General features: G+C 63.1%; 20 protein-coding genes. 12 read left to right on the forward strand and 8 right to left on the reverse strand.

All coding sequences use genetic code 11. The annotated features are described in order from the left end of the window. The first annotated feature begins 11 nt into the window (after positions 1 to 11). The 8 genes from FHS84_RS13200 (at position 12) to FHS84_RS13235 (ending at position 8443) form a co-directional block, all read left to right on the forward strand. Positions 12 to 662, forward strand: coding sequence for an RNA-binding protein (locus FHS84_RS13200; RefSeq protein ID WP_166935007.1), 651 nt, complete (start codon positions 12 to 14; stop codon positions 660 to 662). Then, positions 659 to 3313: a translation initiation factor IF-2 gene (gene infB / locus FHS84_RS13205; RefSeq protein ID WP_166935009.1), complete on the forward strand. Its 2655-nt coding sequence runs from the start codon at positions 659 to 661 to the stop codon at positions 3311 to 3313. The genes FHS84_RS13200 and infB overlap by 4 nt, the downstream gene beginning before the upstream one ends. A 64-nt stretch (positions 3314 to 3377) precedes the next feature. Further along, positions 3378 to 3857, forward strand: coding sequence for a 30S ribosome-binding factor RbfA (rbfA, locus tag FHS84_RS13210; RefSeq protein WP_166935012.1), 480 nt, complete (start codon positions 3378 to 3380; stop codon positions 3855 to 3857). Beyond that, positions 3835 to 4779: a tRNA pseudouridine(55) synthase TruB gene (gene truB, locus FHS84_RS13215; RefSeq protein WP_166935014.1), complete on the forward strand. Its 945-nt coding sequence runs from the start codon at positions 3835 to 3837 to the stop codon at positions 4777 to 4779. The genes rbfA and truB overlap by 23 nt, the downstream gene beginning before the upstream one ends. A gap of 18 nt (positions 4780 to 4797) precedes the next feature. Continuing rightward, positions 4798 to 5067 carry a 30S ribosomal protein S15 gene (rpsO, locus tag FHS84_RS13220; protein ID WP_166935016.1) on the forward strand — a complete coding sequence of 90 codons (270 nt, stop codon included), beginning with the start codon at positions 4798 to 4800 and terminating at the stop codon, positions 5065 to 5067. Positions 5068 to 5212: 145 nt separating this feature from the next. Next, positions 5213 to 7495, forward strand: coding sequence for a polyribonucleotide nucleotidyltransferase (gene pnp / locus FHS84_RS13225; RefSeq protein WP_166935019.1), 2283 nt, complete (start codon positions 5213 to 5215; stop codon positions 7493 to 7495). A gap of 92 nt (positions 7496 to 7587) precedes the next feature. After that, on the forward strand, positions 7588 to 8055 hold the full coding sequence (locus tag FHS84_RS13230; protein ID WP_166935021.1) for a cupin domain-containing protein: 468 nt from the start codon (positions 7588 to 7590) through the stop codon (positions 8053 to 8055). An 85-nt stretch (positions 8056 to 8140) separates the two neighbouring features. Beyond that, positions 8141 to 8443 (forward strand): hypothetical protein, encoded by a 303-nt coding sequence (locus FHS84_RS13235; protein WP_166935023.1) that lies wholly within the window; start codon positions 8141 to 8143, stop codon positions 8441 to 8443. Between the two features lies 1 nt (position 8444). Here the strand turns inward: FHS84_RS13235 and FHS84_RS13240 are convergent, their stop codons facing one another. Continuing rightward, on the reverse strand, positions 8445 to 9002 hold the full coding sequence (locus FHS84_RS13240; protein WP_166935025.1) for a cob(I)yrinic acid a,c-diamide adenosyltransferase: 558 nt from the start codon (positions 9000 to 9002) through the stop codon (positions 8445 to 8447). Positions 9003 to 9199: 197 nt separating this feature from the next. Between FHS84_RS13240 and FHS84_RS13245 the strand changes: the two genes are divergently transcribed. The 3 genes from FHS84_RS13245 to FHS84_RS13255 are packed head-to-tail and all read left to right on the forward strand — an operon-like array spanning position 9200 to position 12740. Then, positions 9200 to 9376: a zinc-finger domain-containing protein gene (locus FHS84_RS13245; protein WP_166935027.1), complete on the forward strand. Its 177-nt coding sequence runs from the start codon at positions 9200 to 9202 to the stop codon at positions 9374 to 9376. Further along, the gene (polA, locus tag FHS84_RS13250; protein WP_166935029.1) at positions 9322 to 12240 is read left to right on the forward strand and encodes a DNA polymerase I; all 2919 of its coding nucleotides are present in this window, start codon (positions 9322 to 9324) and stop codon (positions 12238 to 12240) included. The genes FHS84_RS13245 and polA overlap by 55 nt, the downstream gene beginning before the upstream one ends. Next, positions 12240 to 12740 (forward strand): GNAT family N-acetyltransferase, encoded by a 501-nt coding sequence (locus FHS84_RS13255; protein WP_166935031.1) that lies wholly within the window; start codon positions 12240 to 12242, stop codon positions 12738 to 12740. The genes polA and FHS84_RS13255 overlap by 1 nt, the downstream gene beginning before the upstream one ends. On the opposite strand, the gene FHS84_RS13260 is transcribed toward FHS84_RS13255, so the two are convergent. The 3 genes from FHS84_RS13260 to FHS84_RS13270 form a co-directional block, all read right to left on the reverse strand. Beyond that, on the reverse strand, positions 12741 to 14243 hold the full coding sequence (locus FHS84_RS13260; protein WP_166935033.1) for a hypothetical protein: 1503 nt from the start codon (positions 14241 to 14243) through the stop codon (positions 12741 to 12743). Between the two features lie 86 nt (positions 14244 to 14329). Further along, on the reverse strand, positions 14330 to 16051 hold the full coding sequence (locus FHS84_RS13265; protein WP_166935035.1) for a hypothetical protein: 1722 nt from the start codon (positions 16049 to 16051) through the stop codon (positions 14330 to 14332). Between the two features lie 58 nt (positions 16052 to 16109). Then, the gene (locus FHS84_RS13270) at positions 16110 to 16886 is read right to left on the reverse strand and encodes a HesA/MoeB/ThiF family protein (protein ID WP_166935037.1); all 777 of its coding nucleotides are present in this window, start codon (positions 16884 to 16886) and stop codon (positions 16110 to 16112) included. A 237-nt stretch (positions 16887 to 17123) separates the two neighbouring features. Between FHS84_RS13270 and FHS84_RS13275 the strand changes: the two genes are divergently transcribed. Continuing rightward, positions 17124 to 18728, forward strand: coding sequence for a phosphoenolpyruvate carboxykinase (locus FHS84_RS13275; RefSeq protein ID WP_166935039.1), 1605 nt, complete (start codon positions 17124 to 17126; stop codon positions 18726 to 18728). A 35-nt stretch (positions 18729 to 18763) separates the two neighbouring features. Here FHS84_RS13275 and FHS84_RS13280 read toward each other — a convergent pair whose 3' ends face one another. The 4 genes from FHS84_RS13280 to FHS84_RS13295 all read right to left on the reverse strand — a co-directional run bounded on the left by FHS84_RS13280 (position 18764) and on the right by FHS84_RS13295 (position 23214). Then, on the reverse strand, positions 18764 to 19297 hold the full coding sequence (locus FHS84_RS13280) for an rRNA adenine N-6-methyltransferase family protein (protein WP_166935042.1): 534 nt from the start codon (positions 19295 to 19297) through the stop codon (positions 18764 to 18766). A 1-nt stretch (position 19298) separates the two neighbouring features. Beyond that, positions 19299 to 20444 carry a molecular chaperone DnaJ gene (dnaJ, locus tag FHS84_RS13285; protein ID WP_166935044.1) on the reverse strand — a complete coding sequence of 382 codons (1146 nt, stop codon included), beginning with the start codon at positions 20442 to 20444 and terminating at the stop codon, positions 19299 to 19301. 111 nt (positions 20445 to 20555) lie between these two features. Beyond that, the gene (gene dnaK / locus FHS84_RS13290; protein ID WP_166935046.1) at positions 20556 to 22466 is read right to left on the reverse strand and encodes a molecular chaperone DnaK; all 1911 of its coding nucleotides are present in this window, start codon (positions 22464 to 22466) and stop codon (positions 20556 to 20558) included. A 250-nt stretch (positions 22467 to 22716) separates the two neighbouring features. After that, the gene (locus tag FHS84_RS13295) at positions 22717 to 23214 is read right to left on the reverse strand and encodes a TspO/MBR family protein (RefSeq protein WP_166935049.1); all 498 of its coding nucleotides are present in this window, start codon (positions 23212 to 23214) and stop codon (positions 22717 to 22719) included. Positions 23215 to 23353 lie beyond the last annotated feature (139 nt).

The raw sequence follows: 23353 nt of genomic DNA on the forward strand, positions 1-23353 counted from the left end.
GAGGGCGCCCCATGCTGGCGGCCACCACAGACAATGAGGGCGCCTCGCGCGAGCGGCGCTGCATCGCCACCGGTGCGGTTCTGCCGGCGGAGAAGCTCGTCCGTTTCGTCGTAAGCCCCGACGGCGACGTCGTTCCCGATCTCGACGGCAAACTGCCGGGTCGCGGCATCTGGCTGACCGCCAACCGCACCGCCTTTGCCAAGGCGATCGTCAAAGGCGATTTTTCCAGGGCCGCCAAGGCCAAGGTGAAGGTTGCCCCCGATCTTGCCGATCACGTCGCCCATCTTCTGGCGGAGCGGATCAAGGCCGATCTCGGTATGGCGCGGCGGGCCGGACTCGCCGATGTCGGATTCGACAGTGCCATGCGGGCCCTCGACAAGAAAATCCCGCCGGCGCTGATGTTCCACGCCGCCGGTTCCTCCGATGACGGCCGCCGCAAATTGCGCTCGGCGGTCAAAAGCCGCGAACTCGACGTCCGCTTCCTCGATGTCCTCAGCCGGGACGAGCTGAGCTTGGCGTTGGGGCGGGAGAATGTGGTACACGCCGCCATCAGGCCGGGTGCCCTGGCGGATCGACTGATTTTGAATTCCGTAAGACTGGCGGGCCTCAAGGCGAAGCCGTCTGACTTCAAGGGCCCAGCCCAGGACGAAAGCACGTTATGAGCGACACGAACGATACCAAAAAGCCGGCCGCCGCGCACAAAACGCTGTCGCTGAAGAAGACCGAAACCTCGACGGTGAAGCAGAGCTTCTCCCATGGCCGCACCAAGGCGGTGGTGGTCGAGAAGAAGCGTACCCGCGTCGAGCCGGGCAAGCCTGCCGCTCCCGTCAAGGAGACGCCGAAGGCCGCCGCGCCGGCTCCGGCCGCTCAGCCTGCAGCGCCCAAACCGGCAGCAGCGGCATCGGCCCGTCCGGGCGTGGTGCTGCGTCAGCTGACCGATGAAGAAAAGGCCCGCCGCGGCGCCGCTCTTGCCGATGCCCGCATCGCCGAAGAGGAAGCGCGCAAAGCTGCCGAAGAAGAAGCCCGCCGCCGCGCCGAGGAAGAAGCGCGGCTCAAGATCGAGCGCGAAGCCGCCGCCAAGCGCAAAGCGGAAGAGGATGCCCGCAAGGCCACCGAAGAGGCCGCCAAGAAGCGCGCCGAAGACGAAGCCAAGCGCCGCCTCGAAAAGGAAAACAAGGACGACACCGCTCCCGCTCCGGTGACGCATGCGCCGGCAACCCGCGCTCCGGGCGCCAAACCTGCTGGCTTCAAGCCTGCCGGCGCTCCGCCGGCGGCCCCCGCCGCGACGACCGGCCCCAAGCCGGCCGAACCGCCGCGCCGCAAGCTGGTGGTCAAGGAAGAGGAAGAAGAGTCCGCGCCCAAGAAGGCGGGCGTCAAAGTGCCGGTGAAGGCGCCGGCCGCCAAAAAGGGCAGCGACGGCGATCGCCGCCGCGGCAAGCTGACAGTCACCAAGGCTTTGTCGGGTGACGACGAACGGACGCGTTCGGTCGCTTCGTTCCGCCGCCATCTGCAGCGCATGAACAAGGGTCAGGTCGTGCAGCAGGCCGGCCCGGCCGGTCCGCGCGAAGTGACGATTCCGGAAACCATCACGGTGTCGGAACTCGCCAACCGCATGGCGCGGCGCGCCGTCGACGTCATCAAGGTGCTGATGAAGAACGGCATGATGGCGACGGTGAACGACGTGATCGACGCCGACACCGCCGAACTCGTTGCCGCCGAATACGGCCATACCGTCAAGCGCGTCGCCGATTCCGACGTGCTCGAAGGTCTCAAGGGCGGCGAGGATGCCGCCGAAGAAATGCAGTCGCGTCCGCCGGTCGTGACCGTCATGGGCCACGTCGACCACGGCAAGACCTCGCTGCTCGATGCGCTGCGCGCCACCGATGTGGTGGGCGGCGAAGCCGGCGGCATCACGCAGCATATCGGCGCCTATCAGGTGCAGCTCAAGACCGGCCAGAAGATCACCTTCATCGACACCCCCGGCCACGCCGCCTTCACGGCGATGCGCGCCCGCGGTGCCGAGGTGACCGACATCGTGGTGCTGGTGGTGGCGGCCGACGACGGCGTCATGCCGCAAACGGTGGAAGCCATCGCGCACGCCAAGGCGGCGGGCGTTCCGATCATCGTGGCGATCAACAAGATCGACATGGGCGGCGCCGATCCGATGCGGGTGAAGACCGAACTGCTGCAGCACGAAATCCAGGTCGAAGACCTCGGCGGCGAAACCATTGCGGTGGAAGTGTCGGCCAAGAAGAAGATCAATCTCGACAAGCTGACCGAGATGATCCTGCTCCAAGCCGAAGTGCTCGACCTCAAGGCCAACCCGAACCGCACGGCGGAAGGCGCCATCATCGAAGCCAAGCTCGATCGCGGCCGCGGTCCGGTGGCCACCGCTCTGGTCCAGCGCGGCACGCTCAAGGTCGGCGACATCGTCGTGGCCGGTTCCGAATGGGGCCGCGTGCGTCTGTTGCAGAACGAGCGCGGCGAGACGGTGCCGAGCGCCGGTCCTGCGGTGCCGGTCGAAATCCTCGGCCTCTCCGCGGCGCCGGAAGCCGGTGATGATTTCGTGGTGGTGGAAAACGAAGCACGCGCGCGCGAAGTCACCGAGTATCGCGCCCGCAAGCGCCGCGAAGCCCGCCAAGCGACCAGTTCCCGCCAGACTCTCGACCAGTTGCTCAAGCAGCGGGCCGCCGGCGAACGCAAGCTCTTGCCGCTGGTATTGAAAGCCGACGTGCAGGGTTCGACGGAAGCGATCGACGGCGCCCTCAACAAGCTCGGCACCGACGAAGTCGGCGTCCAGGTGTTGCAGTCGGGCGTCGGCGGCATCACCGAAAGCGACGTCATTCTCGCCCATGCCTCGGGCGGCGCCATCATCGGCTTCAACGTTCGTGCCGACAAACTGGCGCGCGAACGGGCCAAGCGCGACGGCGTCGAGATCCGCTACTACAACATCATCTACAACGTGGTGGACGACATCAAAGCCGCGTTGTCGGGCATGCTGGCGCCGGAGACGCGCGAAAAGTTCCTCGGCAATGCCGAAATCCTCGAGGTGTTCACCATCACCAAGGTCGGCAAGGTCGCCGGCTGCCGCGTCACCGAAGGCGTGGTCCGCCGCGGCGCCAAGGTCCGCCTCATCCGCGATCACGTCGTGGTGCACGAAGGCGAACTCAGCACCTTGAAGCGCTTCAAGGACGAGGTGAAGGAAGTGCAGGTCGGCCAGGAATGCGGCATGGCCTTCGCCAATTACCAGGACATCCAGAAGGGCGACGTCATCGAGGCCTTCGAGGTCGAGACGATCCAGCGCGCCCTTTAGGATCTATCCAGCGGCGGCATCGCGCGACATGCGTGCGGTGCCGTCTTCGTATGTGGAGGCTTTCATGCCCCGGCCCCGTTCCCGCGGACATTCCGCCCGTTCCGATCTCGGTCCCACCCAGCGCCAGCTTCGCGTCGGCGAAATGCTGCGCCATGCGCTGGCGACCATCCTGTTCCGCGGCGACATCCGCGATCCCGATCTGGCCGGCGTATCGGTGACGATCACGCAGGTTCTGCCGTCCGGTGACATGCGCCACGCCACCGTCTATTGCGAACCCTTGGGCGGCAAGGATGCCGACAAGATCATCAAGGCTCTGAACCGCAACAAGGCCTACCTGCGCGGTCAGATGGGCCACATGATCGACCTCAAATTCACCCCCGATCTGCGCTTCGTCGAAGACAAGTCGTTCGCCGAGGCCGAAAAGATCGAGATCCTTCTGAAGTCCGAGCGGGTGCAGCAGGACCTCGCCAAGAACGACGGCGACGACCCGGACTCGAGCGACGAAGGCCAAGGAAAAGAAGATGGGCCGACGCAAGAAGGGTAATCCGGTTCACGGCTGGGTGATCGTCGACAAGCCGATCGGGGTCACATCGACGCAGGTTGTGGCCAAGGTCCGGCGTGTGTTCGAAGCCCAGAAAGCGGGTCATGCCGGCACCCTCGATCCGATGGCGACCGGGGTTCTGGCGGTGGCGCTGGGCGAGGCGACCAAGACCGTGCCCTACGCCATGGACGCCGAGAAGACCTATACCTTCACCGCCCGCTGGGGCGAGGGACGGGATTCCGACGACACCGAAGGGGCGGTCACCGGCACCACGGACAAGCGTCCGACCAAAGCCGAAATAGAGGAAGTCCTCCCGCAATTCCAAGGTCTTATCACCCAAATTCCGCCCTCCTATTCGGCCATCAAGGTCGCTGGCGAGCGGGCTTACGATATTGCGCGGGACGGGGATGTGGTCGAACTGGAGGCACGCACGGTTTTTGTGCGCCAAGTCCGGCTGGTCGCTATCCCCGACGCCGACCATGCCGAATTCGAAATGCATTGCGGCAAAGGCACTTACGTCCGCGCTTGGGTGCGCGATGTGGGGCAGGCCTTGGGCTGCCTCGGCCATGTTTCCGCCCTCCGCCGGACGCGGGTGGGGTCTTTCCATGTCGAAGACGCCGTCAGGCTGGATTCGCTGGAGGGTTTTATGCATAGTCCGGCCGCTTTCGAGCACTTGAGGCCCATTTCCACCGCGCTGGACGGCATCCCGGCACTGGCGGTCACTGGGCCGGATGCGGTTCGCCTGAAAAGCGGCAATCCGATTTTGATCCGACCGGCGATGTTCGCGCGGATCACGGAAAGCCACGCAGGCGACGATCTTCAAGGGCTCACGGTCTATTGCTCCACGGGCGAAGGCGAGCCGGTTGCGCTCACCAGCTTCGAAGCCGGGGAACTAAGGCCGTTTCGTGTGTTCAACTTTGGATGACCGAGGATACTTGTTGTTATGACGATCACTGCCGACCGTAAAGCCGAACTGATCAAGGAATATGCGACGACTCCGGGCGACACCGGTTCGCCGGAAGTGCAGGTGGCCGTGCTCTCCGAGCGCATTGCCAATCTCACTGAGCACTTTAAAGGTCACGCTAAGGACAACCACTCGCGCCGCGGCCTCATCAAGATGGTTTCGCAGCGCCGCCGCCTGCTCGACTATGTCAAGGCGACCGACGTGAAGCGCTATGAATCGCTGATCGCGCGCCTCGGACTGCGTCGCTGATCGCGGCCCTATCCATAGTATGGTGTGATTCCCCGCACGCGCCTCTGGTGGGGCGCGTGCGCTCGGATTCCTGCATCCTGCAATGACGGGAACAGGAAAATGCCGCTCGGCAATCCGGCCGCGCGGGAATGAAGGAAAGTAGCAAATGTTCAATATCACTCGAGAGGAAATCGAATGGGGCGGGCGCAAGCTCACGCTTGAGACGGGCAGGATAGCCCGCCAAGCCGACGGTGCCGTTCTGGCGACCTATGGCGAAACGGTGGTGCTGGCGACGGTCGTCGGCGCCAAGCAGCCGAAGCCGGGCATCGACTTCTTCCCCCTCACCGTCAATTACCAGGAAAAGTATTTCGCCGCCGGCAAGATTCCGGGCGGCTATTTCAAGCGGGAAGGCCGTCCCACCGAGCGCGAAACCCTGACCTCGCGCCTGATCGACCGCCCGATCCGTCCGCTGTTCGCCGACGGCTACAAGAACGAAACCCAGGTCATCATCACCGTTCTCTCCCATGACATGGAGAACGATCCCGACATCGTGGCGTTGGTTGCCGCGTCGGCGGCACTGACGATTTCCGGCATTCCCTTCATGGGCCCGATCGCCGGTGCCCGCGTCGGCTATATCGACGGCGAATACGTTCTCAACACGCCGGTCGACAAGCTGCCCGAATCCAAGCTCGACCTCGTGGTCGCCGGTACCGCGGATGCGGTGCTGATGGTGGAATCGGAAGCCCAGGAACTCTCGGAATCCGAGATGCTCGGCGCCGTGATGTTCGGCCACAAGTCGATGCAGCCGGTGATCGACATGATCATCCGTATGGCCGAGAAGTGCGCCAAGGAACCGCGCGAACTGCCGGTCAACGACACCAAAGAGATCATCGAGAAGGTCAAGGCGTTCTCGAGTGCCGATCTTTTGGCGGCGTTCCACATCTCCGAGAAGCAGACGCGCTACGCCAAGAAGGACGAGATCAAGGCGAAAGCCGTCGCGGAATTCGTCGGCGAAGGCAAGCTCGACGAGCAGAAGTTCAATTCGGTCTGGCACGAAGTCGAAGCCCAGGTCATGCGCAACATGGTGCTCGACACCAAGAAGCGCATCGACGGCCGCGATCTCGTCACCGTGCGTCCGATCCTGGCGCAGGTCGGCGTCCTGCCGCGCACCCACGGTTCGGCGCTGTTCACCCGCGGCGAAACCCAGGCCCTGGTCGTTGCCACCCTCGGCACCGGCGAAGACGAGCAGTTCGTCGACAGCCTGGAAGGCACGTTCAAGCAGCACTTCATGCTGCATTACAACTTCCCGCCCTATTCGGTGGGCGAAACGGGCCGCATGGGTTCGCCGGGCCGCCGCGAAATCGGCCACGGCAAGCTCGCCTGGCGCGCCATTCACCCGCTGCTGCCGAAGAAGGACGAGTTCCCCTACACGCTGCGCGTGGTGTCGGAGATCACCGAATCCAACGGTTCCTCGTCGATGGCGACCGTCTGCGGCACTTCGCTGGCGCTGATGGATGCCGGCGTTCCGCTGGCCAAGCCGACCGCGGGCATCGCCATGGGCCTGATCCTCGAAGGCGACCGTTATGTCGTCCTGTCGGACATCATGGGTGACGAAGATCACCTCGGCGACATGGACTTCAAGGTGGCCGGTTCCGAAAACGGCGTCACCGCGCTGCAGATGGACATCAAGATCTCCGGCATCACCGAAGAGATCATGCGCACCGCGCTCGATCAGGCCAAGGCCGGGCGTCTGCACATCCTCGGCGAAATGGCCAAGGCGATCACCCACAGCCGCGACGAGCTCGGCGAACACGCGCCGCGCATCGAGACCATCAAGATCCCGACCGACAAGATCCGCGAAGTGATCGGCTCGGGCGGCAAGGTCATCCGCGAAATCGTCGAAAAGACCGGCGCCAAGATCAACATCGAAGACGACGGCACCGTGAAGATCGCGTCGGCCGACGGCGAGTCGATCCGCGCGGCCCTCAAGTGGATCAAGTCGATCGTGGCCGAGCCGGAAGTCGGCGAAATCTACGACGGCAAGGTCGTCAAGGTGATGGACTTCGGCGCCTTCGTGAACTTCTTCGGTCCGCGCGACGGCCTCGTCCACATCTCGGAACTGGCGCCCAAGCGCGTCGCCAAGACCACCGATGTCGTCAAGGAAGGCGACACCGTGAAAGTGAAGCTGCTCGGCTTCGACGATCGCGGCAAGGTGCGTCTCTCCATGAAGGTCGTCGATCAGACGACCGGCGAGGACATCACCGAGAAGCTGAAGGCGGAAGCCGCCGCGAACGGCCAGCCGTTCGAGGAAGATCAGGGCGGCCATGGCGGCGGTCACCGCGAACACCGCGACCGCGGCGGCCGCGGCCGGCGCGACCATCACGGCCGGGGTCACCGCGAAGAAGGCGGCGCTCCGGAAGCAAAGACGGAAGAGCCCAAAGACGAGTAACGTTTCCGTTTCTGCATAGAATGGAACCGCTCGCGGCATAGCTGTCGCGGGCGGTTTTGTTTTAGGCTCCCCTCGGAACGAGGGAGACATCCATGCCCAAGATCGACATCGAGACCGCCCCCGAACGCCGCGGAACCCGCTATCCCAAGCCTTACGACACGCCGTGTCTCGATCGCGTGCGCCAGCAGCTCGGCGATGCCGGCGGACTGACCCAGTTCGGCGTCAATCTCTTGACGTTGCAGCCGGGCGTGTGGTCGGCGCAGCGTCATTGGCACGTCGAGGAAGACGAGTTCGTCTTCGTCGTTTCCGGCGAGGTCGTGCTGATCGACGATGCCGGCGAACATGTTTTGAAGGCGGGCGATTGCGCGGCGTTCAAGGCGAACGATCCCAACGGCCACCACCTCGTCAACAAATCCGCACATCCGGCGCAGGTTCTCGAAGTCGGCACCCGCACGCCGGGCGACAAGGATACCTGCTATTATCCGGATGCCGATCTCGTCTGGGATGGCCCCAAAGGCACCTACACCACGCGCGACGGAACGCCCTATCCGGAAAAATAACGCCAGGGATGGTTAACCTGCGCTAAGCATCTTGTGCCCGCGCCGTTTCGCGTCACAATCCGCCTGTGGTCGACGGGGGTCTTCGATGCGTACGTTTCTCAGCTATGTGGGGCTCATCCTGTTGGGCCTCGCTTTGATGCTGCTCGGCGCCGACATGGTGACGACCCTCGAGCATCAAGGTCAGATCACGCTGCGCTCGTTCCTCGATGTGTGGGCGATTTTCGACAAGAGTGCGGTCGCCGCCTTCACCGCGTGGCTGGGGCGGACCTTGCCGCAATGGGGCGCCAGTGCCGTTCTGTTGGTGCTCGGCATTCCGGCGTGGTCGATCGGCTTTATCGGTTTCTTCATCACCTTCTTCGCCGGCCACAAGCGGGAAGAGGCCGCATAATTCAGCGGTTCTTGCCCGGCACCCACAGCACGTCGTTGCCGCCGTTGGCGAGGCGGCTCAAGACGAACAGGTGATCCGATAGCCGGTTGATGTAGGCAAGCGCCGCGGTGCCTACTTTCTCGGCCTTGGCCAGTGCCACGATATCCCGTTCGGCCCGGCGCACGATGGTGCGGGCCAGATGCAGTTCGGCCGCCAGCGGCGTTCCGCCCGGCAAGACGAACGAATTGAGCGGCGCCAGCGTCGCGTTCATGGCATCGATTTCGTGTTCGAGCCGCTCCACCTGTTCGCTCACGATGCGAAGGTGCGGACCTTCCTCGCCATCCTTTTCGGGCACGCAGAGATCGGCGCCGAGATCGAACAAATCGTTCTGGATGCGGCCGAGCATGGCATCGATGTCGCCGCCGGCGGCGAGGCGGGCCAATCCAAGCGCGGCATTGGCTTCGTCGACGCTGCCGAGGGCTTCCATCCGCAGAGCATCCTTGTCGATGCGGGTGCCGTCGCCGAGGCCGGTCTGTCCGGCGTCGCCGGTGCGGGTGTAAATGCGATTCAGTTTGACCATCCACCGAGCCTAGAGCATTTCACCGTTTCGCGGAAACCGATGAACTTCTCTAGATTCTTTGGTTGTCGCGCTTTCGGACGGAAAACCGGTTCCCACTTTTCCTGAAAGCGCTCCTGCGCCGGGCTGGTATCCGTCAAACGGGTTGCCTAATAGGGGGAGCCGACTATCATCTTGATGCCTGAACGGATCGGAAACGAATGACCACCGAAGCCCCCGAAATCATCGAAGTGGAAGACACCCGCGTCGCCTGTGACGGCGGCGGCGGACCGCTGGGTCACCCCAAGGTTTATCTCGAAATGGGCGACGAGGGGTTCGTCGAATGCGGTTATTGCGACCGCAAATACGTTCTCAAACAAGGGGCGGAAGCCCATTGAGCGCACTTCAAAAAGGCGACCATCTCTATCTGATCGACGGCTCGGGGTATCTGTTCCGCGCCTATCACGCCTTGCCGCCTTTGACCCGCAAGTCCGACGGCCTGCCCACCGGAGCGGTGTCGGGCTACTGCAACATGCTGTGGAAGCTGATCGAGGACATGCGGGACGGCGATAAGCCGACCCACCTCGCGGTGATCTTCGACGCCGGCAAACATACGTTCCGCAACGACATCTATCCCGAATACAAGGCCAACCGGCCGCCGCCGCCGGAAGACCTGATCCCGCAGTTCCCGCTGGTCCGCGATGCCACCCGTGCTTTCGGCGTCGCCTGTGTCGAACTCGCCGGGTACGAGGCCGACGATCTCATCGCCACCTATGCCCGGATGGCGCGCGAGGCCGGCGCCCGCTGCACCATCGTGTCGTCCGACAAGGATCTGATGCAGCTTGTGGTCGACGGCGAGGTGCAGCTGTTCGACGGCATGAAGAACAAGCGCATCGGTTCGGCCGAAGTGATGGAAAAATTCGGCGTGCCGCCGTCCAAGGTGGTCGATGTGCAATCGCTGGCCGGCGACTCCACCGACAACGTGCCGGGCGTACCGGGCATCGGCATCAAGACCGCGGCGGAACTCATCAACACCTTCGGCGATCTCGAATCCCTCTTGGCCCGCGCCGGCGAGATCAAACAGCCCAAGCGACGCGAAACCTTGCAGACGAATGTCGAGAAGGCTCGCATTTCGCAAAAACTGGTGAAGCTCGACGATCACGCCGCCATCACCGAACAGCCCGACGGCTTCATCGTACGCGAGCCGGTGCCGGCCGATCTGATCGCCTTCCTTACGGCGATGGAATTCTCCACGCTGAAGAAGCGCGCCATTTCTCATTACGGCGTCGGCGATGCCGATGCGATGGTCGCCGAAGTCGGACTGACCGCCGAAAGCAACAAGCAGGTTGAAGCGTCCGCCGCAGCCAGCGGCGAAGTCGGCGCGGTGGCCGATCGTACCGCGATCCTGAAGCCGATCGATCACTCCCGATACGAAACCGTCACCAATCCCGAACGGCTCGATGCCTGGATCGCTAAGGCGCGGGCGCAGGGCTATGTCTGCGTCGATACCGAAACCACCTCGCTCGACGCCATGCAGGCGCGCCTGTGCGGCGTGTCGCTGGCGGTGGCGCCGAACGAAGCCTGTTACGTCCCGTGCGGGCATGTTCCCGCCGGCGGTCTCGATCTGATGGGCTCGCCCGATCTGGTGCAGATGCGCGAGAGCGTGCTGCTCGGCCAGTTGAAAATGCTGCTGGAAGATCGGGCGGTGCTCAAGATCGGCCAGAACCTGAAATACGATTATCTGATTTTCCTGCAGCGCGGCATCCGCATTGCGCCGTTCGACGACACCATGCTGATGAGCTATGTGCTCGATGCCGGCCGGCAGGGCCACGGCATGGACGAGCTCAGCGAACTGCATCTGTCGCACAAGCCGATTTCGTTCTCCGACGTCGCCGGCAAGGGCAGGGAAAAGGTCACTTTCGATTGCGTCGGCGTTGCCGAAGCGACGCGCTATTCGGCCGAAGACGCCGACGTCACCTTGCGCCTCTGGATGCTCTTGAAGCCGCGGCTGATGGCCGAAAAGAAACGCACGGTCTACGAGACGCTCGAACGCCCGCTGATGCCGGTGCTCGCCGACATGGAACGCGAAGGCGTGATGATCGATCCCGATCTGTTGCGCCGGCTGTCGAACGACTTCGCCACCGACATGGCGAAACTGGAAGAGGAAATCTGCAAGCTCGCAGGCGAGAAGTTCAATGTCGCTTCGCCCAAGCAGCTGGGCGAAATCCTGTTCGACAAGATGGGCATTCCCGGCGGCCAGAAAACCAAGACCGGCGCCTGGTCAACCGATGCCGGCATTCTCGAAGATCTGGCGGCGCAAGGTCACGATCTGCCGCAGAAAGTGCTCGACTGGCGCACGCTGGCGAAACTGCGCGGCACCTACACCGATGCGCTTCCGACGTTCATCAATCCGCAGACCGGCCGCGTCCACACGTCGTATGCGATGGCGGCAGCGGCAACCGGACGGCTCGCCTCCACCGATCCGAACCTGCAGAACATTCCGATCCGCACCGCCGAAGGACGCAAAATCCGCCAGGCCTTCATCGCGCCTGCGGGCAAGAAGCTGATCAGCGCCGACTACAGCCAGATCGAACTCAGGCTGTTCGCGCATATCGCCGACATTCCGCAATTGAAGAAGGCCTTTGCCGACGGTCTCGACATTCACGCCATGACCGCGTCGGAAATCTTCGGTGTGCCGGTGAAGGACATGCCGGCGGAAGTGCGCCGCCGCGCCAAGGCGATCAATTTCGGCATCATTTACGGCATTTCCGCGTTCGGTCTGGCGGCTCAGCTCGGCATCGCGCGCGGCGAAGCGGACGATTACATCAAGAAGTATTTCGCCCGTTTCCCCGGCATCCGAGATTACATGGAGACCACCAAGGCGTTCGCGCGCGAGCACGGCTATGTCGAAACCCTGTTCGGCCGCCGCGTCCACATCCGCGAAATCGCCTCGAAAGTTCCGGGCCTCAGAGGTGGTGCCGAACGGGCCGCGATCAATGCGCCGATCCAGGGTACCGCGGCCGACATCATCCGGCGCGCCATGATCCGGATGCCGGACGCGCTTGCTGCCGCCGGATTGAAGGCCAAGATGCTGTTGCAGGTGCACGACGAACTGGTGTTCGAAGCCGCTGGCGCCGAAGAGGAGACGACCCGCACCATCGCAAAGAAAGTAATGGAAGAGGCCAATCTTCCGGTAGTGCCGCTCAGCGTCAAGCTCACCGTTGAAGCGCGCGCTGCCGACAATTGGGATGCGGCTCACTGATGCCCGAGGACTCGACGCGCGCCGCTGGTCCGGTGGACATCCGTCCGCCGAAGCCGGGCGACATCGGCTGGATCATTCACCGCCACGGCACGGTGATCACCGCCGAGTTCGGTTGGGGTGCCGGCTTCGAAACCTGCATTGCCGAGATACTCGGCCAGTTCGGTCACCATCCGGGGCGCGAAGCCGGTTTCGTGGCCGAGCGCGATGGCGAAATTCTCGGATCGGTGTTTGTCATGCCCGAAAGTGAAGACGTTGCCCGTCTGCGCGTGCTCTACGTCGAAGCGGCGGCGCGCGGGCTCGGGCTTGGCAGGCGCCTGGTCGATCTCGCCATCGGCTTTGCCCGCGATGCCGGGTACCGCAAGCTCAAACTCTGGACGCACGAATTTCAGAAGCCGGCGCGCACGATCTATCAGGCTGCGGGATTTCGCTTGGCGAACGCGGAAAAGACCCGCTCGTTCGGCGTCGATGTCGTCAGCGAAACCTGGGAATTGGACCTGTAATCACGCCGCCAGCAATTCGCGCACGTCTCCGGCGCTCAATCCGATTTTCGCCGTGCGCTGAGTCAGCTCGCTCATGGCGCCGGCCGGATCGGCCTTGGCGTACTTGATGTAGGCGGCAAGAAAGCCCGGCGTCGCCATATAGCCGATCACCAGATCGCGCACTTTCTGCGACAGCCGGCCTTCGGTAAACGTGCCCGCTTCGCTGAGCTTGAGCAGGGTCAGAACTTTCTCGACCGGGTTGGGCGAGCGCGCTTCGATGGTCTCGAACAGTTTGGTTTGCACCGTCAAGTCGTACGCCACGGAGTCGCACGCAGACGCAAGTTGCCGCTTGTCGTTTTCGTGGAAGCCGCTCGCCTCCGCCGCCGCACACAGCCCCGCCAGACGCTGCAGCCGACGGGACAGCGACACGCTGGAAATCTGGAACCGGGTCTTGAACGAATCCGCTGTCGCGATCCGGACTGCCTGCTCGGCCAGAATCTGCTTGCTGCGTGCGCCGGTGATGCAGGATTCGGCGAACAACAGCCAGTCGATCTTTTCGTCGGGCAGAACCGAATTGGACAGCCCCATCTTAACGGCTTCGGCAGTGACGAACCGTTTCGAGCGCAGGTCGAGGGCGGCCAGCGCGTCGTCGCGCTTGAGCACGTTGCCGGTTCCTTTGAGCACGAGCGCGGTAATGTCCCGGAACATGCGCATCTCGTCGTCGAGCGAGTCTTCGCGCAGACGTTCCAGGCTGTAGATTTCGTCGACGATGCGTTCGGCGAGGGCGGCATGCGCCAGCGGCAGCACGCCGCGCACCATCAGCGTGGAGATCAGCGGCATCGCATCGCCGTCGGCATATTGGACCTCTTCCGTCATGCCGAGGAAGTGATGCAGCAGCGCCAGCACGAAGTCGCCGAAGGTCTCGCGCGACCCGATCAGATCGTCCAACGCCTTGGGGGTCGCCACCAGTTCGCCGAGAACGACGTCGATGGCGCCGCGCAGGAAGGCACCGCCCTCCTTTTCTCCGGCCTTGAGGATCGCAATCAACCGCAGCGCTTTCTCGTTCCAGGTCTTGGCATCGCGCAGATGGAAGGCCAGGGCGCCGTTGAGGATGAAAAGACCGTCCGGCTTGGCCGCCAGCGCACCCGCCAGCGCCCCGAATTTATCCGCCGGCAGTTCGGGAAACAGCCCGTTGCGCTTGGCGCCGTGGACCTTTGCGATCACGCCGTCGATCAGCTTGTTGAACTCGCGGATGATCTCCTGAACCGAACGCCCTTCCGAGGAGGCGCGCGCCACGGCGACTTGCTGCACGACGAACTGCAGCAGGGACCCGGTCGACTCGACGCGATGGAGCATCTCGGCGCGATGCAGGAGCTCGGTGGCGGTCAACTTGTACTTGGCGAGAAAGTCCGGCAGCAGCCGCGCCAGAATCCGCTTGGCCGGCGGCTCAAACAGGTCCTCCACCTTGGAGCAGGACCCTTGCCGCGCAACTTGCGCAATCTCGATGTGGAGTTTGTCGGCCATGCCCAAACCTGCAATCCAACCCGCTAAAGGGGGTTTAATAATTCCTACGAGTTTCCCTGCATCTTCCCCCCACGACGAATTCGCACTCAAGCGGCTATGGTTTTGAGACCCGTTTCCGGCGTAATGCCGGCCTTTTCCAGCAGACGCATGAGATCGGCGACTGCGGCATCGCGATCCGGCGGCATACCGTCCTTGGCGTTCTGCGCGACATAGCCGGCGAGGAAGCCGGGTTTGCCGAGATAGCCGATCACCATCTCGCGGGCCCGGCCGGTCAGCCGCGGCGATGTCAGCGCATTGGACGAGAGCAGCTTGATGACCGCAAAGGCTTTTTCGTTCGGCGAGGCATTGCGCTTGTCGATCGAGTCGAACAGCCGGCCCTTGCTTTCCACCGACGCGGCAACCCGGTCGATGACATCGGTAATTTCGGTCTTGTGATTTTCCTGGAAACTCGAATGCATGACGCGGTCGGCGAGCTGCACCAGCTGCTGCAGCCGCTGGATGACCGGCACTTTCGGCGACTGGAAGTGTTCCTCGAACAAAGGACCGGTGACGATCGGGGTGATGAAGGCGGCGAGACGGCGCTTGTTCTCGGCGCCGATGATGTTCTCTTCCACGAACAGGACACGCTCGAGCTTCACGTCCGGCGCCTCGCCGTGCAGATACGGCGCCAGGCTTTCGCTGGTGATGAGACGCTGGCTCCGAAGCACGAAGGCGGCGATCAGGTCTTCGTGGCTGAGGTATTTGCCGATGCCGACGACGACGAGATTGGCGATCTGGCGCAGCGCCTTGAGTTCCTCTTCCAGCGAATCCGGAACCAGACGCTTGAACGAGCGGATCTCGGCAATGATGCGATCGGCGATCGCGCCGCGTGCGTTGGGCAGGGTGTCGGCGGCAAACTGCTTGGTCAGCGCGATGAGGCCGTGGTGGCCTTCGGTCTGATCCGGTTCGCGGCCGAGGAAAAGTTTGACCAGCGCCATCACCGCTTCGCCCTGATTGGCCTGGGTGCCGATCAAAGCCTTGAGGCCGGCCGATCCGGTCAGGATCTCGCCGATCAGCGTATCGATCACCGCGAGCAGAAGCTTGGCGCCGGCCGTCTCGCCGTGGATTTCGTCCATCAGCACCATCAGGCGGCGGACTTTTTCGTCCCAGCTTTTGGCATCTTTCAGGTATCCGGCGACGACGCCGTTGAGCAGATAGCGTCCGTCGCTGGCTTCAGCGAGTTTCTCGGCCAGAGCGGCGAAATGGCCCGGTTTGCAGGCCGCAAAGCGTCCCTTGGCGGTGTCGCGATAAACCCGATGGCAGGCCTGCGTGGTGAGCTCGCTCAAGCTGCGAATGATCTTGAGCACTTCGTTTTCGTTCTCGATGGCCTGGCAGACCGCGACCCGCTGGATCGCCTGCTGCAAGAGCGTGCCTGCGGCTTCGAGTTTTTCCAGCAGATCGGCGCGGTGCCCGAGTTCGGTGACCGTGACTTTGTGATGGGCGAGGTAATCGGGGATCAGCTGCGCGATCGTCTTGCGCGCGTGATACGAATAAAGATCGTCGACCTTGAAACAGGGCGTGCTCGGAACGTCGTCGTATTTGGGCTTGGCCTTGGTTTTGATGGCGCCGTGCTCGAACACTTTCAGCGACAGGTAATCGCCGGAGGCTTCGTTGAAGGTCTCCTTGACGACCTTGACCCCGGTGGCGCCGGCCTTGACCAGTTCGTCGGCGAAGGCCAGGGCGTCGTCGCGTTTGTCGCGCACCTCGACCAGGCTCCAGCTGCCCGCGCCTTGACGTCTGAAAATCTCGTAGTGAACGTCCAGTGCCATGCCGTGCCCCAAGACCAGCAGGCACGCTACGAAGTTCACTTTAAATGCCGGTAAATGTTCAGGGTTGTGGCGGCAAAATTCTTGGAGTTGTACCGCACAGCGGACACGCCGGATCGGGCTTCAATGTGACCGTGCGAAAGCGCGTATCGAGCGCATCGTACAACAGTATCCGGCCCGCCAGCGTGGTTCCGGCACCGGTGATTTCTTTCAGGATTTCAAGCGCTTCAAGTGTTCCCATGACGCCGGCCGCGGCCCCGAGCACGCCTGCTTCGGTACAAGGGCGCACACTGCCTGCGGGTGGCGCTTCGGGCAGAAAACAGCGGTAACAAGGCCGCCCCTCGGGTTTGAAGGTGGCGAGCTGGCCGGAAAATTCGGTGACCGCCGCGCTGACCAGGGTCTTGCCTTCGAAATGGCAGGTGTCGGCGATCAGATGGCGGGTGGAGAAATTGTCCGACCCGTCGGCGACGATGTCGTAGCCGGAAATGATCGCGCGTGCGTTTTCGGGCGTAAGTTTCTCGGTGTGCGTGTTGATGGCGACATGCGGATTGAGCGCCAGCGCATTGTCGCGCGCCGAGTCCGTCTTCATCCGGCCGATATCGGCGGTGCGGTGCGCGATCTGGCGCTGCAGGTTCGACAGACTGACGGCATCGAAATCGGCGATACCGATGGTGCCGACGCCCGCTGCGGCCAGATAAAGGATCACCGGACTGCCCAGTCCGCCGGCGCCTACCACCAGCACCTTGGCGGCGCGGATCTTCGCCTGACCGGTGCCGCCGACCTCGCGCAGCACGATATGCCGCGCGTACCGCTCCAAATCCGTCTCGGAAAAGCTCATGAGGTTGGTCTTACTGCGTTTTGGCTGTCAGGACGAATGCGGCTTTTGCGCAACAATATGCCCTGGATGCGACAATTCCGGCCCTATGAATTGCCAATCCGATTCGAGAAATAAACGTCTAGTTTCTCCCATTGCGGTGAAACAAACAGAAACATAGGTTGGCCGCCAGAGGCGCGCGACGGGCAACCAACGACCGGTTTCGAGATCTCGCGCGCCTGCAAAGCTAGAAGGACTTCAATGTCGGAATTTGGCTCCCAGCTCGAACTGCACGGCTTCAAGGAATTGAAAGCCGTCTACCGCAATTTGTCGACTCCGACGCTCTATGAAATGGCGATCGCCCGCAAGGAAGGCATCCTGGCGCGCGGCGGTGCCCTGGTGGTCCTCACCGGCCAGCACACCGGACGCTCGGCCGGCGACAAGTTCATCGTCAAGGACGGGCTGACCACCGACAAGATCTGGTGGGACAACAACAAGGCGTTGTCGTCCGATCATTTCGCCACTCTGCACGCCGACATGATGGACTATGCCAAGGGCAAGGACCTCTTCGTCCAAGACCTTTGGGGCGGCGCCGATCCGACCCATCGCCTGCCGGTCCGCGTGGTGACCGAGTTCGCCTGGCACTCGCTGTTCATCCGCCACCTTTTGATTCGTCCGCCGTCGGATGCGCTCGAGCATTTCGATCCCACCTTCACGGTTATCGATCTGCCCGGCTTCCGCGCCGATCCCAAGCGCCATGGCTCGGTCAGCCCGACCATCATTGCGGTCGATTTCAGCCGCCGCATGGTTCTCATTGCCGGCACTTCCTATGCCGGCGAGATGAAGAAGTCGGTGTTCACGATCCTGAACTTCCTGTTGCCGTCGAAGGGCGTGATGCCGATGCATTGCTCGGCCAATGTCGGCGACAAGGACGATGTCGCGGTGTTCTTCGGTCTTTCCGGCACCGGCAAGACGACGCTGTCGGCCGATTCCTCGCGCATGCTGGTGGGCGACGACGAACACGGCTGGGGCGAGCATGGCGTCTTCAATTTCGAAGGCGGCTGCTATGCCAAGGTGATCCGCCTGTCGCGCGATGCCGAGCCGGAGATTTACGCCACCACCGAGCGCTTCGGCACCGTGCTGGAGAACGTGGTGTGCGATCCCAATACCGGTCTGCTCGATCTCGATGACGACCGCTATACCGAGAACACCCGCGCCGCCTATCCGATCCACTACATTCCGCACGCCTCCGAAACCGGCCGCGTCGGTCAGCCGTCCAACGTCATCATGCTGACCGCCGATGCCTTCGGCGTTCTGCCGCCGATCGCCAAGTTGACGCCGAGCCAGGCGATGTATCACTTCCTGTCGGGCTTCACCTCGCGCCTTGCCGGCACAGAAAAGGGCCTCGGCAAGGAACCGGCGCCGACCTTCTCGACCTGCTTCGGCGCGCCGTTCATGCCGCTGCATCCGAGCGTTTACGGCAACCTCTTGCGCAGCCTGATCGACAAGCACGATTGCGACTGCTGGCTGGTCAATACGGGGTGGAACGGCGGTCCGGCCTCGGACGGCGGCAAGCGCATGCCGATCAAGGTGACCCGCGCGCTCCTCAATGGTGCCCTCAACGGTTCGCTGGCGATCAGCCAGTGGCACCACGACCCGGTATTCGGCTTCCGCATTCCGGTCGAAGTGGCGGGTGTGGATTCCAAGATCCTCAATCCGCGCAACACCTGGGACGACACCGCCGCCTACGACGCCCAGGCCAAGAAGCTGGCCGGCATGTTCCGCGACAACTTCAAGAAGTTCCTGCCCTTCGTCGACGAACGCGTCCAGCGCATCGCCGACCAGATCGCGAGCGCGGCGGGGTAATGGCGAACGGACGCGGAGGCATCGCCTCCGCGTCTTCATGCCCCCGCGCGATAGGTCCAGACTGCGGCCGGCGGCAGGTTCGACCAGACGCGGGCGATTTTTTTCACGGTGGCGCCATTGGGTGGTGCGACCGGTGCGCTGAGACCGTAGGAGAACTGCACGAAGGGGGCGCCTTTCGGCATCACTGCCAGCGCGGCGGCGATGAGGGCGCGTCCGTGATCGCGCGGATAATTGAGCAACGGCAGGCCCGAGACGACGGCCGAGAACCGCATGGCCCCAGTGAGCGCCCGAAAGTCGAAGGCATCGCCTTGCAGCACCGTGATGCCGGGATAGACAGTGCGCAGCAGCGATGCGAACGCGCTGTCATACTCGATCGCGGTGAGATGATGGGGCGGCAATCCGGCAGAGAGCAACGCCCTCGTCACCGCGCCTGAGCCCGGCCCCAACTCCAGCACATCACCGGAGAGATCGGCCGCCGCGGCGATGGCCTGAGCCAATCTCCGTCCCGAAGGCGCGATGGCGCCGACGCGTTTGGGATGGGCAAGAAAGCGGGCGAGAAACGCGGCCACATCAGTGCTTGGTTGCCGAGCCTTCCCAGAAGGCTTTCACCTTCGAGAAGAAGCCTTCGCATTCGGGCTGGCAGCCGCTGTGGCCGCAGCCTTCGAACTGGCGCAGCAATTCCTTCTGCTCTTTCGACAATTTGCACGGCGTTTCGACGAAGATCTCGACGAACAAGTCGCCGGCGAGGCCGTTGCCGCGCAGGACCGGCATGCCTTTGCCGCGAACGCGGAACTGGCGTCCGGTCTGGGTGCCTTCGGCGATCTTCACCTGCGTCTTGCCGCCGTCGAGCGTCGGCACTTCGACCGCGCCGCCGAGCGCCGCCGTCACGAACGACACCGGCACGCGGCAATAAAGGTCGTGACCGTCGCGCTGGAAGATCGGGTGCTGGCCAACCGACAGGAATACGTACAAATCGCCATTGGGGCCGCCGCCGAAACCGGCCTGGCCTTCGCCCGACAGGCGAATGCGGGTGCCTTCTTCGACGCCCGGCGGAATATCGACCACCAGGGTACGTTCCTTCTGCACATGACCGGCGCCGCCGCAGCTCTTGCACGGCTTGCGCACGATCTTGCCGCGGCCCTGACATTGCGGGCAGGTGCGTTCGATGGTGAAGAAACCTTGGCTCGCGCGCACTTTGCCGTGGCCGCCGCAGGTCGGGCAGGTTTCGGCCGATGTGCCTTTCTCGGCGCCCGAACCGTTGCAGGCCTCGCACGCCACCGCGCTCGGAACGCGGATCTCGGCCTTGGAGCCATTGAAGGCTTCTTCGAGGGAAATCGACAGATTGTAGCGCAGGTCGCCGCCGCGGTTCTGTTTGCGGCCGCGCTGCCCGCCCATCATTTCGCCGAAGATATCTTCGAACACATCGGCGAACGAGCCGGCGAAATCGAACGGATTGCCGCCGCCATGGAAGCCGTTGCCCATCCCGCCTTGTTCGAACGCGGCATGGCCGAAACGGTCGTACGCGGCGCGCTTCTGATCGTCCTTCAGGACGTCATAGGCTTCGTTGACTTCCTTGAATTTGGCTTCGCAGCCATGATCGCCGGGATTGCAGTCCGGATGCAGTTCTTTGGCGAGCCTGCGGTACGCCGCCTTGATCTCGGCGGGCGAAGCTCCCTTGTTGCAGCCCAGAACGTCGTAGTAATCGCGCTTGCCCATGGACCCTAATTTTTCGCGCTCCCGTGCCGATAGCCGGTTCCGGAATGCGCCCTAACAGTCAAAACTCTGCCGCCGCCCCCTGGTGAAGAGAGCGGCGGGTTCTGATGACAGTTACTGGTTCTTCTTGTTCTCGTCGACTTCGGAGAACTCCGCATCGACGACATTGTCGTCTTTGCCCGGTTCCGTCCCGCCCGGAGCGGCTTCGCCGCCGGCGGCCTGCTGGGCCTTGTACATGGCCTCGCCAAGCTTCATCGACGCCTGCGCCAGGGTGTTGGTCTTGGCCTTGATGTCTTCGACGTCATCGGTCTTGACGGCTTCCTTCACCGCCGCGATGGCATCTTCGATGGCGCGCTTTTCGCCGTCGCCGATCTTCGAGCCGTGCTCGGACATCGCCTTTTCGGTGGTGTGAACCAGCGCGTCGGCCTGGTTCTTGGCTTCCGCCATTTCCTTGCGGTTCTTGTCGTCGGCCGCGTGGGCTTCGGCTTCCTGCACCATCTTCTTGATGTCGGTGTCGGAAAGGCCGCCCGAGGCCTGGATGCGGATCTGCTGTTCCTTGCCGGTCGCCTTGTCCTTGGCGGTGACCGACACGATGCCGTTGGCGTCGATGTCGAAGGTGACTTCCACCTGCGGAATACCGCGCGGGGCAGGCGGCAGGCCCATCAGATCGAACTGGCCGAGCAGCTTGTTGTCGGCCGCCATTTCACGCTCGCCCTGGAAGACGCGGATGGTCACGGCCGTCTGATTGTCTTCGGCGGTCGAGAATACCTGGCTCTTCTTGGTCGGGATGGTGGTGTTGCGGTCGATCAGGCGGGTGAACACGCCGCCGAGGGTCTCGATGCCGAGCGACAGCGGGGTGACGTCGAGCAAGAGGACGTCTTTGACCTCGCCCTTCAACACGCCGCCCTGAATGGCGGCACCGATGGCGACGACTTCGTCCGGGTTGACGCCCTTATGGGGCTCCTTGCCGAACACCTGCTTGACGACTTCCTGCACCTTCGGCATGCGGGTCATGCCGCCGACCAGGATCACTTCGTCGATCTGGTTGGCCGATACGCCGGCATCCTTGAGCGCCTGACGCACCGGGCCGACCGTGCGCTGGATGAGATCGTCAACCAGGGCTTCCAGCTTGGCGCGGGTGATCTTGATGGTGAGATGCTTGGGGCCCGAAGCGTCGGCCGTGATGAACGGCAGGTTGACTTCGGTCTGCATCGACGAGGACAGCTCGATCTTGGCCTTTTCGGCGGCGTCCTTGAGACGCTGCAGGGCCAGACGGTCCTGGCGCAGGTCGATGCCGTTTTCCTTTTTGAACTCGTCGGCGAGGTAATTGACGATACGCTGGTCGAAGTCTTCACCGCCGAGGAAGGTATCGCCGTTGGTCGACTTCACCTCGAACACGCCGTCGCCGATTTCCAGCACCGACACGTCGAAGGTGCCGCCGCCGAGGTCGTAGACCGCGATGGTACCGTTGCCCTTCTTGTCCATGCCGTAGGCAAGCGCCGCGGCGGTGGGCTCGTTGATGATGCGCAGGACTTCAAGGCCCGCGATCTTGCCGGCGTCCTTGGTTGCCTGGCGCTGGGCGTCGTTGAAGTAGGCCGGCACGGTGATGACGGCCTGGGTGACTTTCTCGCCGAGGTGGGCTTCGGCGGTTTCCTTCATCTTCTGCAGGATGAAGCCCGAGATCTCGCTCGGGGCGTATCTCTTGTCGCGGCCTTCGACCCAGGCGTCGCCGTTGTCGGCCTTGACGATCTTATAAGGAACCATGCCCGTGTCTTTCTGGGTCATGGGATCGTCGAAGCGACGCCCGATCAGACGCTTGATCGCGAAATAGGTATGTTCGGGGTTGGTGACGGCCTGCCGCTTGGCGGGCTGGCCGATCAGGCGCTCACCGTCATTGGTAAACGTAACAATGGACGGCGTCGTGCGGGCGCCTTCCGAATTCTCGATGACCTTGGGGGCACTGCCCTCCATGACCGCGACGCACGAGTTGGTCGTGCCGAGGTCGATGCCGATCACTTTACCCATAGTTGTCTTCCTTCCTCAAAAGCAGCGGGTCTTGGGCCTCTTAAGAGCGCCGGGAGTTGCCCGCCCCGTTAGAAACAGTTGAGCAGGGCCGGACATGACCCCACCCCGCAGTCTGAGGGGTATATAGGAACGAGGGTCTCCGCTCGCAAGGTCGTGATATCGCTGTCAGAGCAGTAATTTTTGCGAACAAACGCAGTACTTGGAAAGACTTAGCAAACACATTCCAAAACCGGTCGCGACATTTGGCACTTTATGCGTTCAACTGCCAGACCCAGAAGTTCAACACCCCGGCAAAGCTCACCCAGCCAAGGTAGGGGATCAGCAGCCAGCCGGCCGGTTTGTCGATCCGCCCGAAGGCGATGAGGGTAGCAAAGATCGCTCCCCACAACAGCACCAGATCGGCCAAGGCCGCGCCCGCAGCATGGGCGCCGAAGAATATGAAACTCCAGGCGAAATTCAGCCCGAGCTGAACCAGCCAAAGCGCCAGGGCGGGAGTCCGGAACCCTTTCGCCCGCCAAACCCGCCAAGCCGCCACGGCGATAAGGACGTAAAGAGCGCTCCACACCGGGGCGAAGACCCAGTTCGGCGGGTTGAAGCTCGGCTTGGCCAAGTGGTTGTACCAGCTCGGAATATTCGGCGCCGTCACCTGCCCGGCCGCGAATCCGGCGGCCAGCGTGAAAGCCAGAAATCCGAACAATACCAACAGACTAAGCCCGATCGCCGGGCGCTTTTCGAAAGCTGCTTCCATGGCTCACATATGTCCCGTCAGGATCCAAATCAGGATGATGACCGGAATGGGAATGCCAATGAGGTAAAGCAGGCAAGAGCGCATCGCGTGTCCCCTGGTAGCAGGCCGGGGGACCAACGCCGGGCTGACGGGCCGGGTT

The sequence above is a fragment of the Rhizomicrobium electricum genome (genome assembly GCF_011762045.1).
Classification (GTDB): domain Bacteria; phylum Pseudomonadota; class Alphaproteobacteria; order Micropepsales; family Micropepsaceae; genus Rhizomicrobium; species Rhizomicrobium electricum.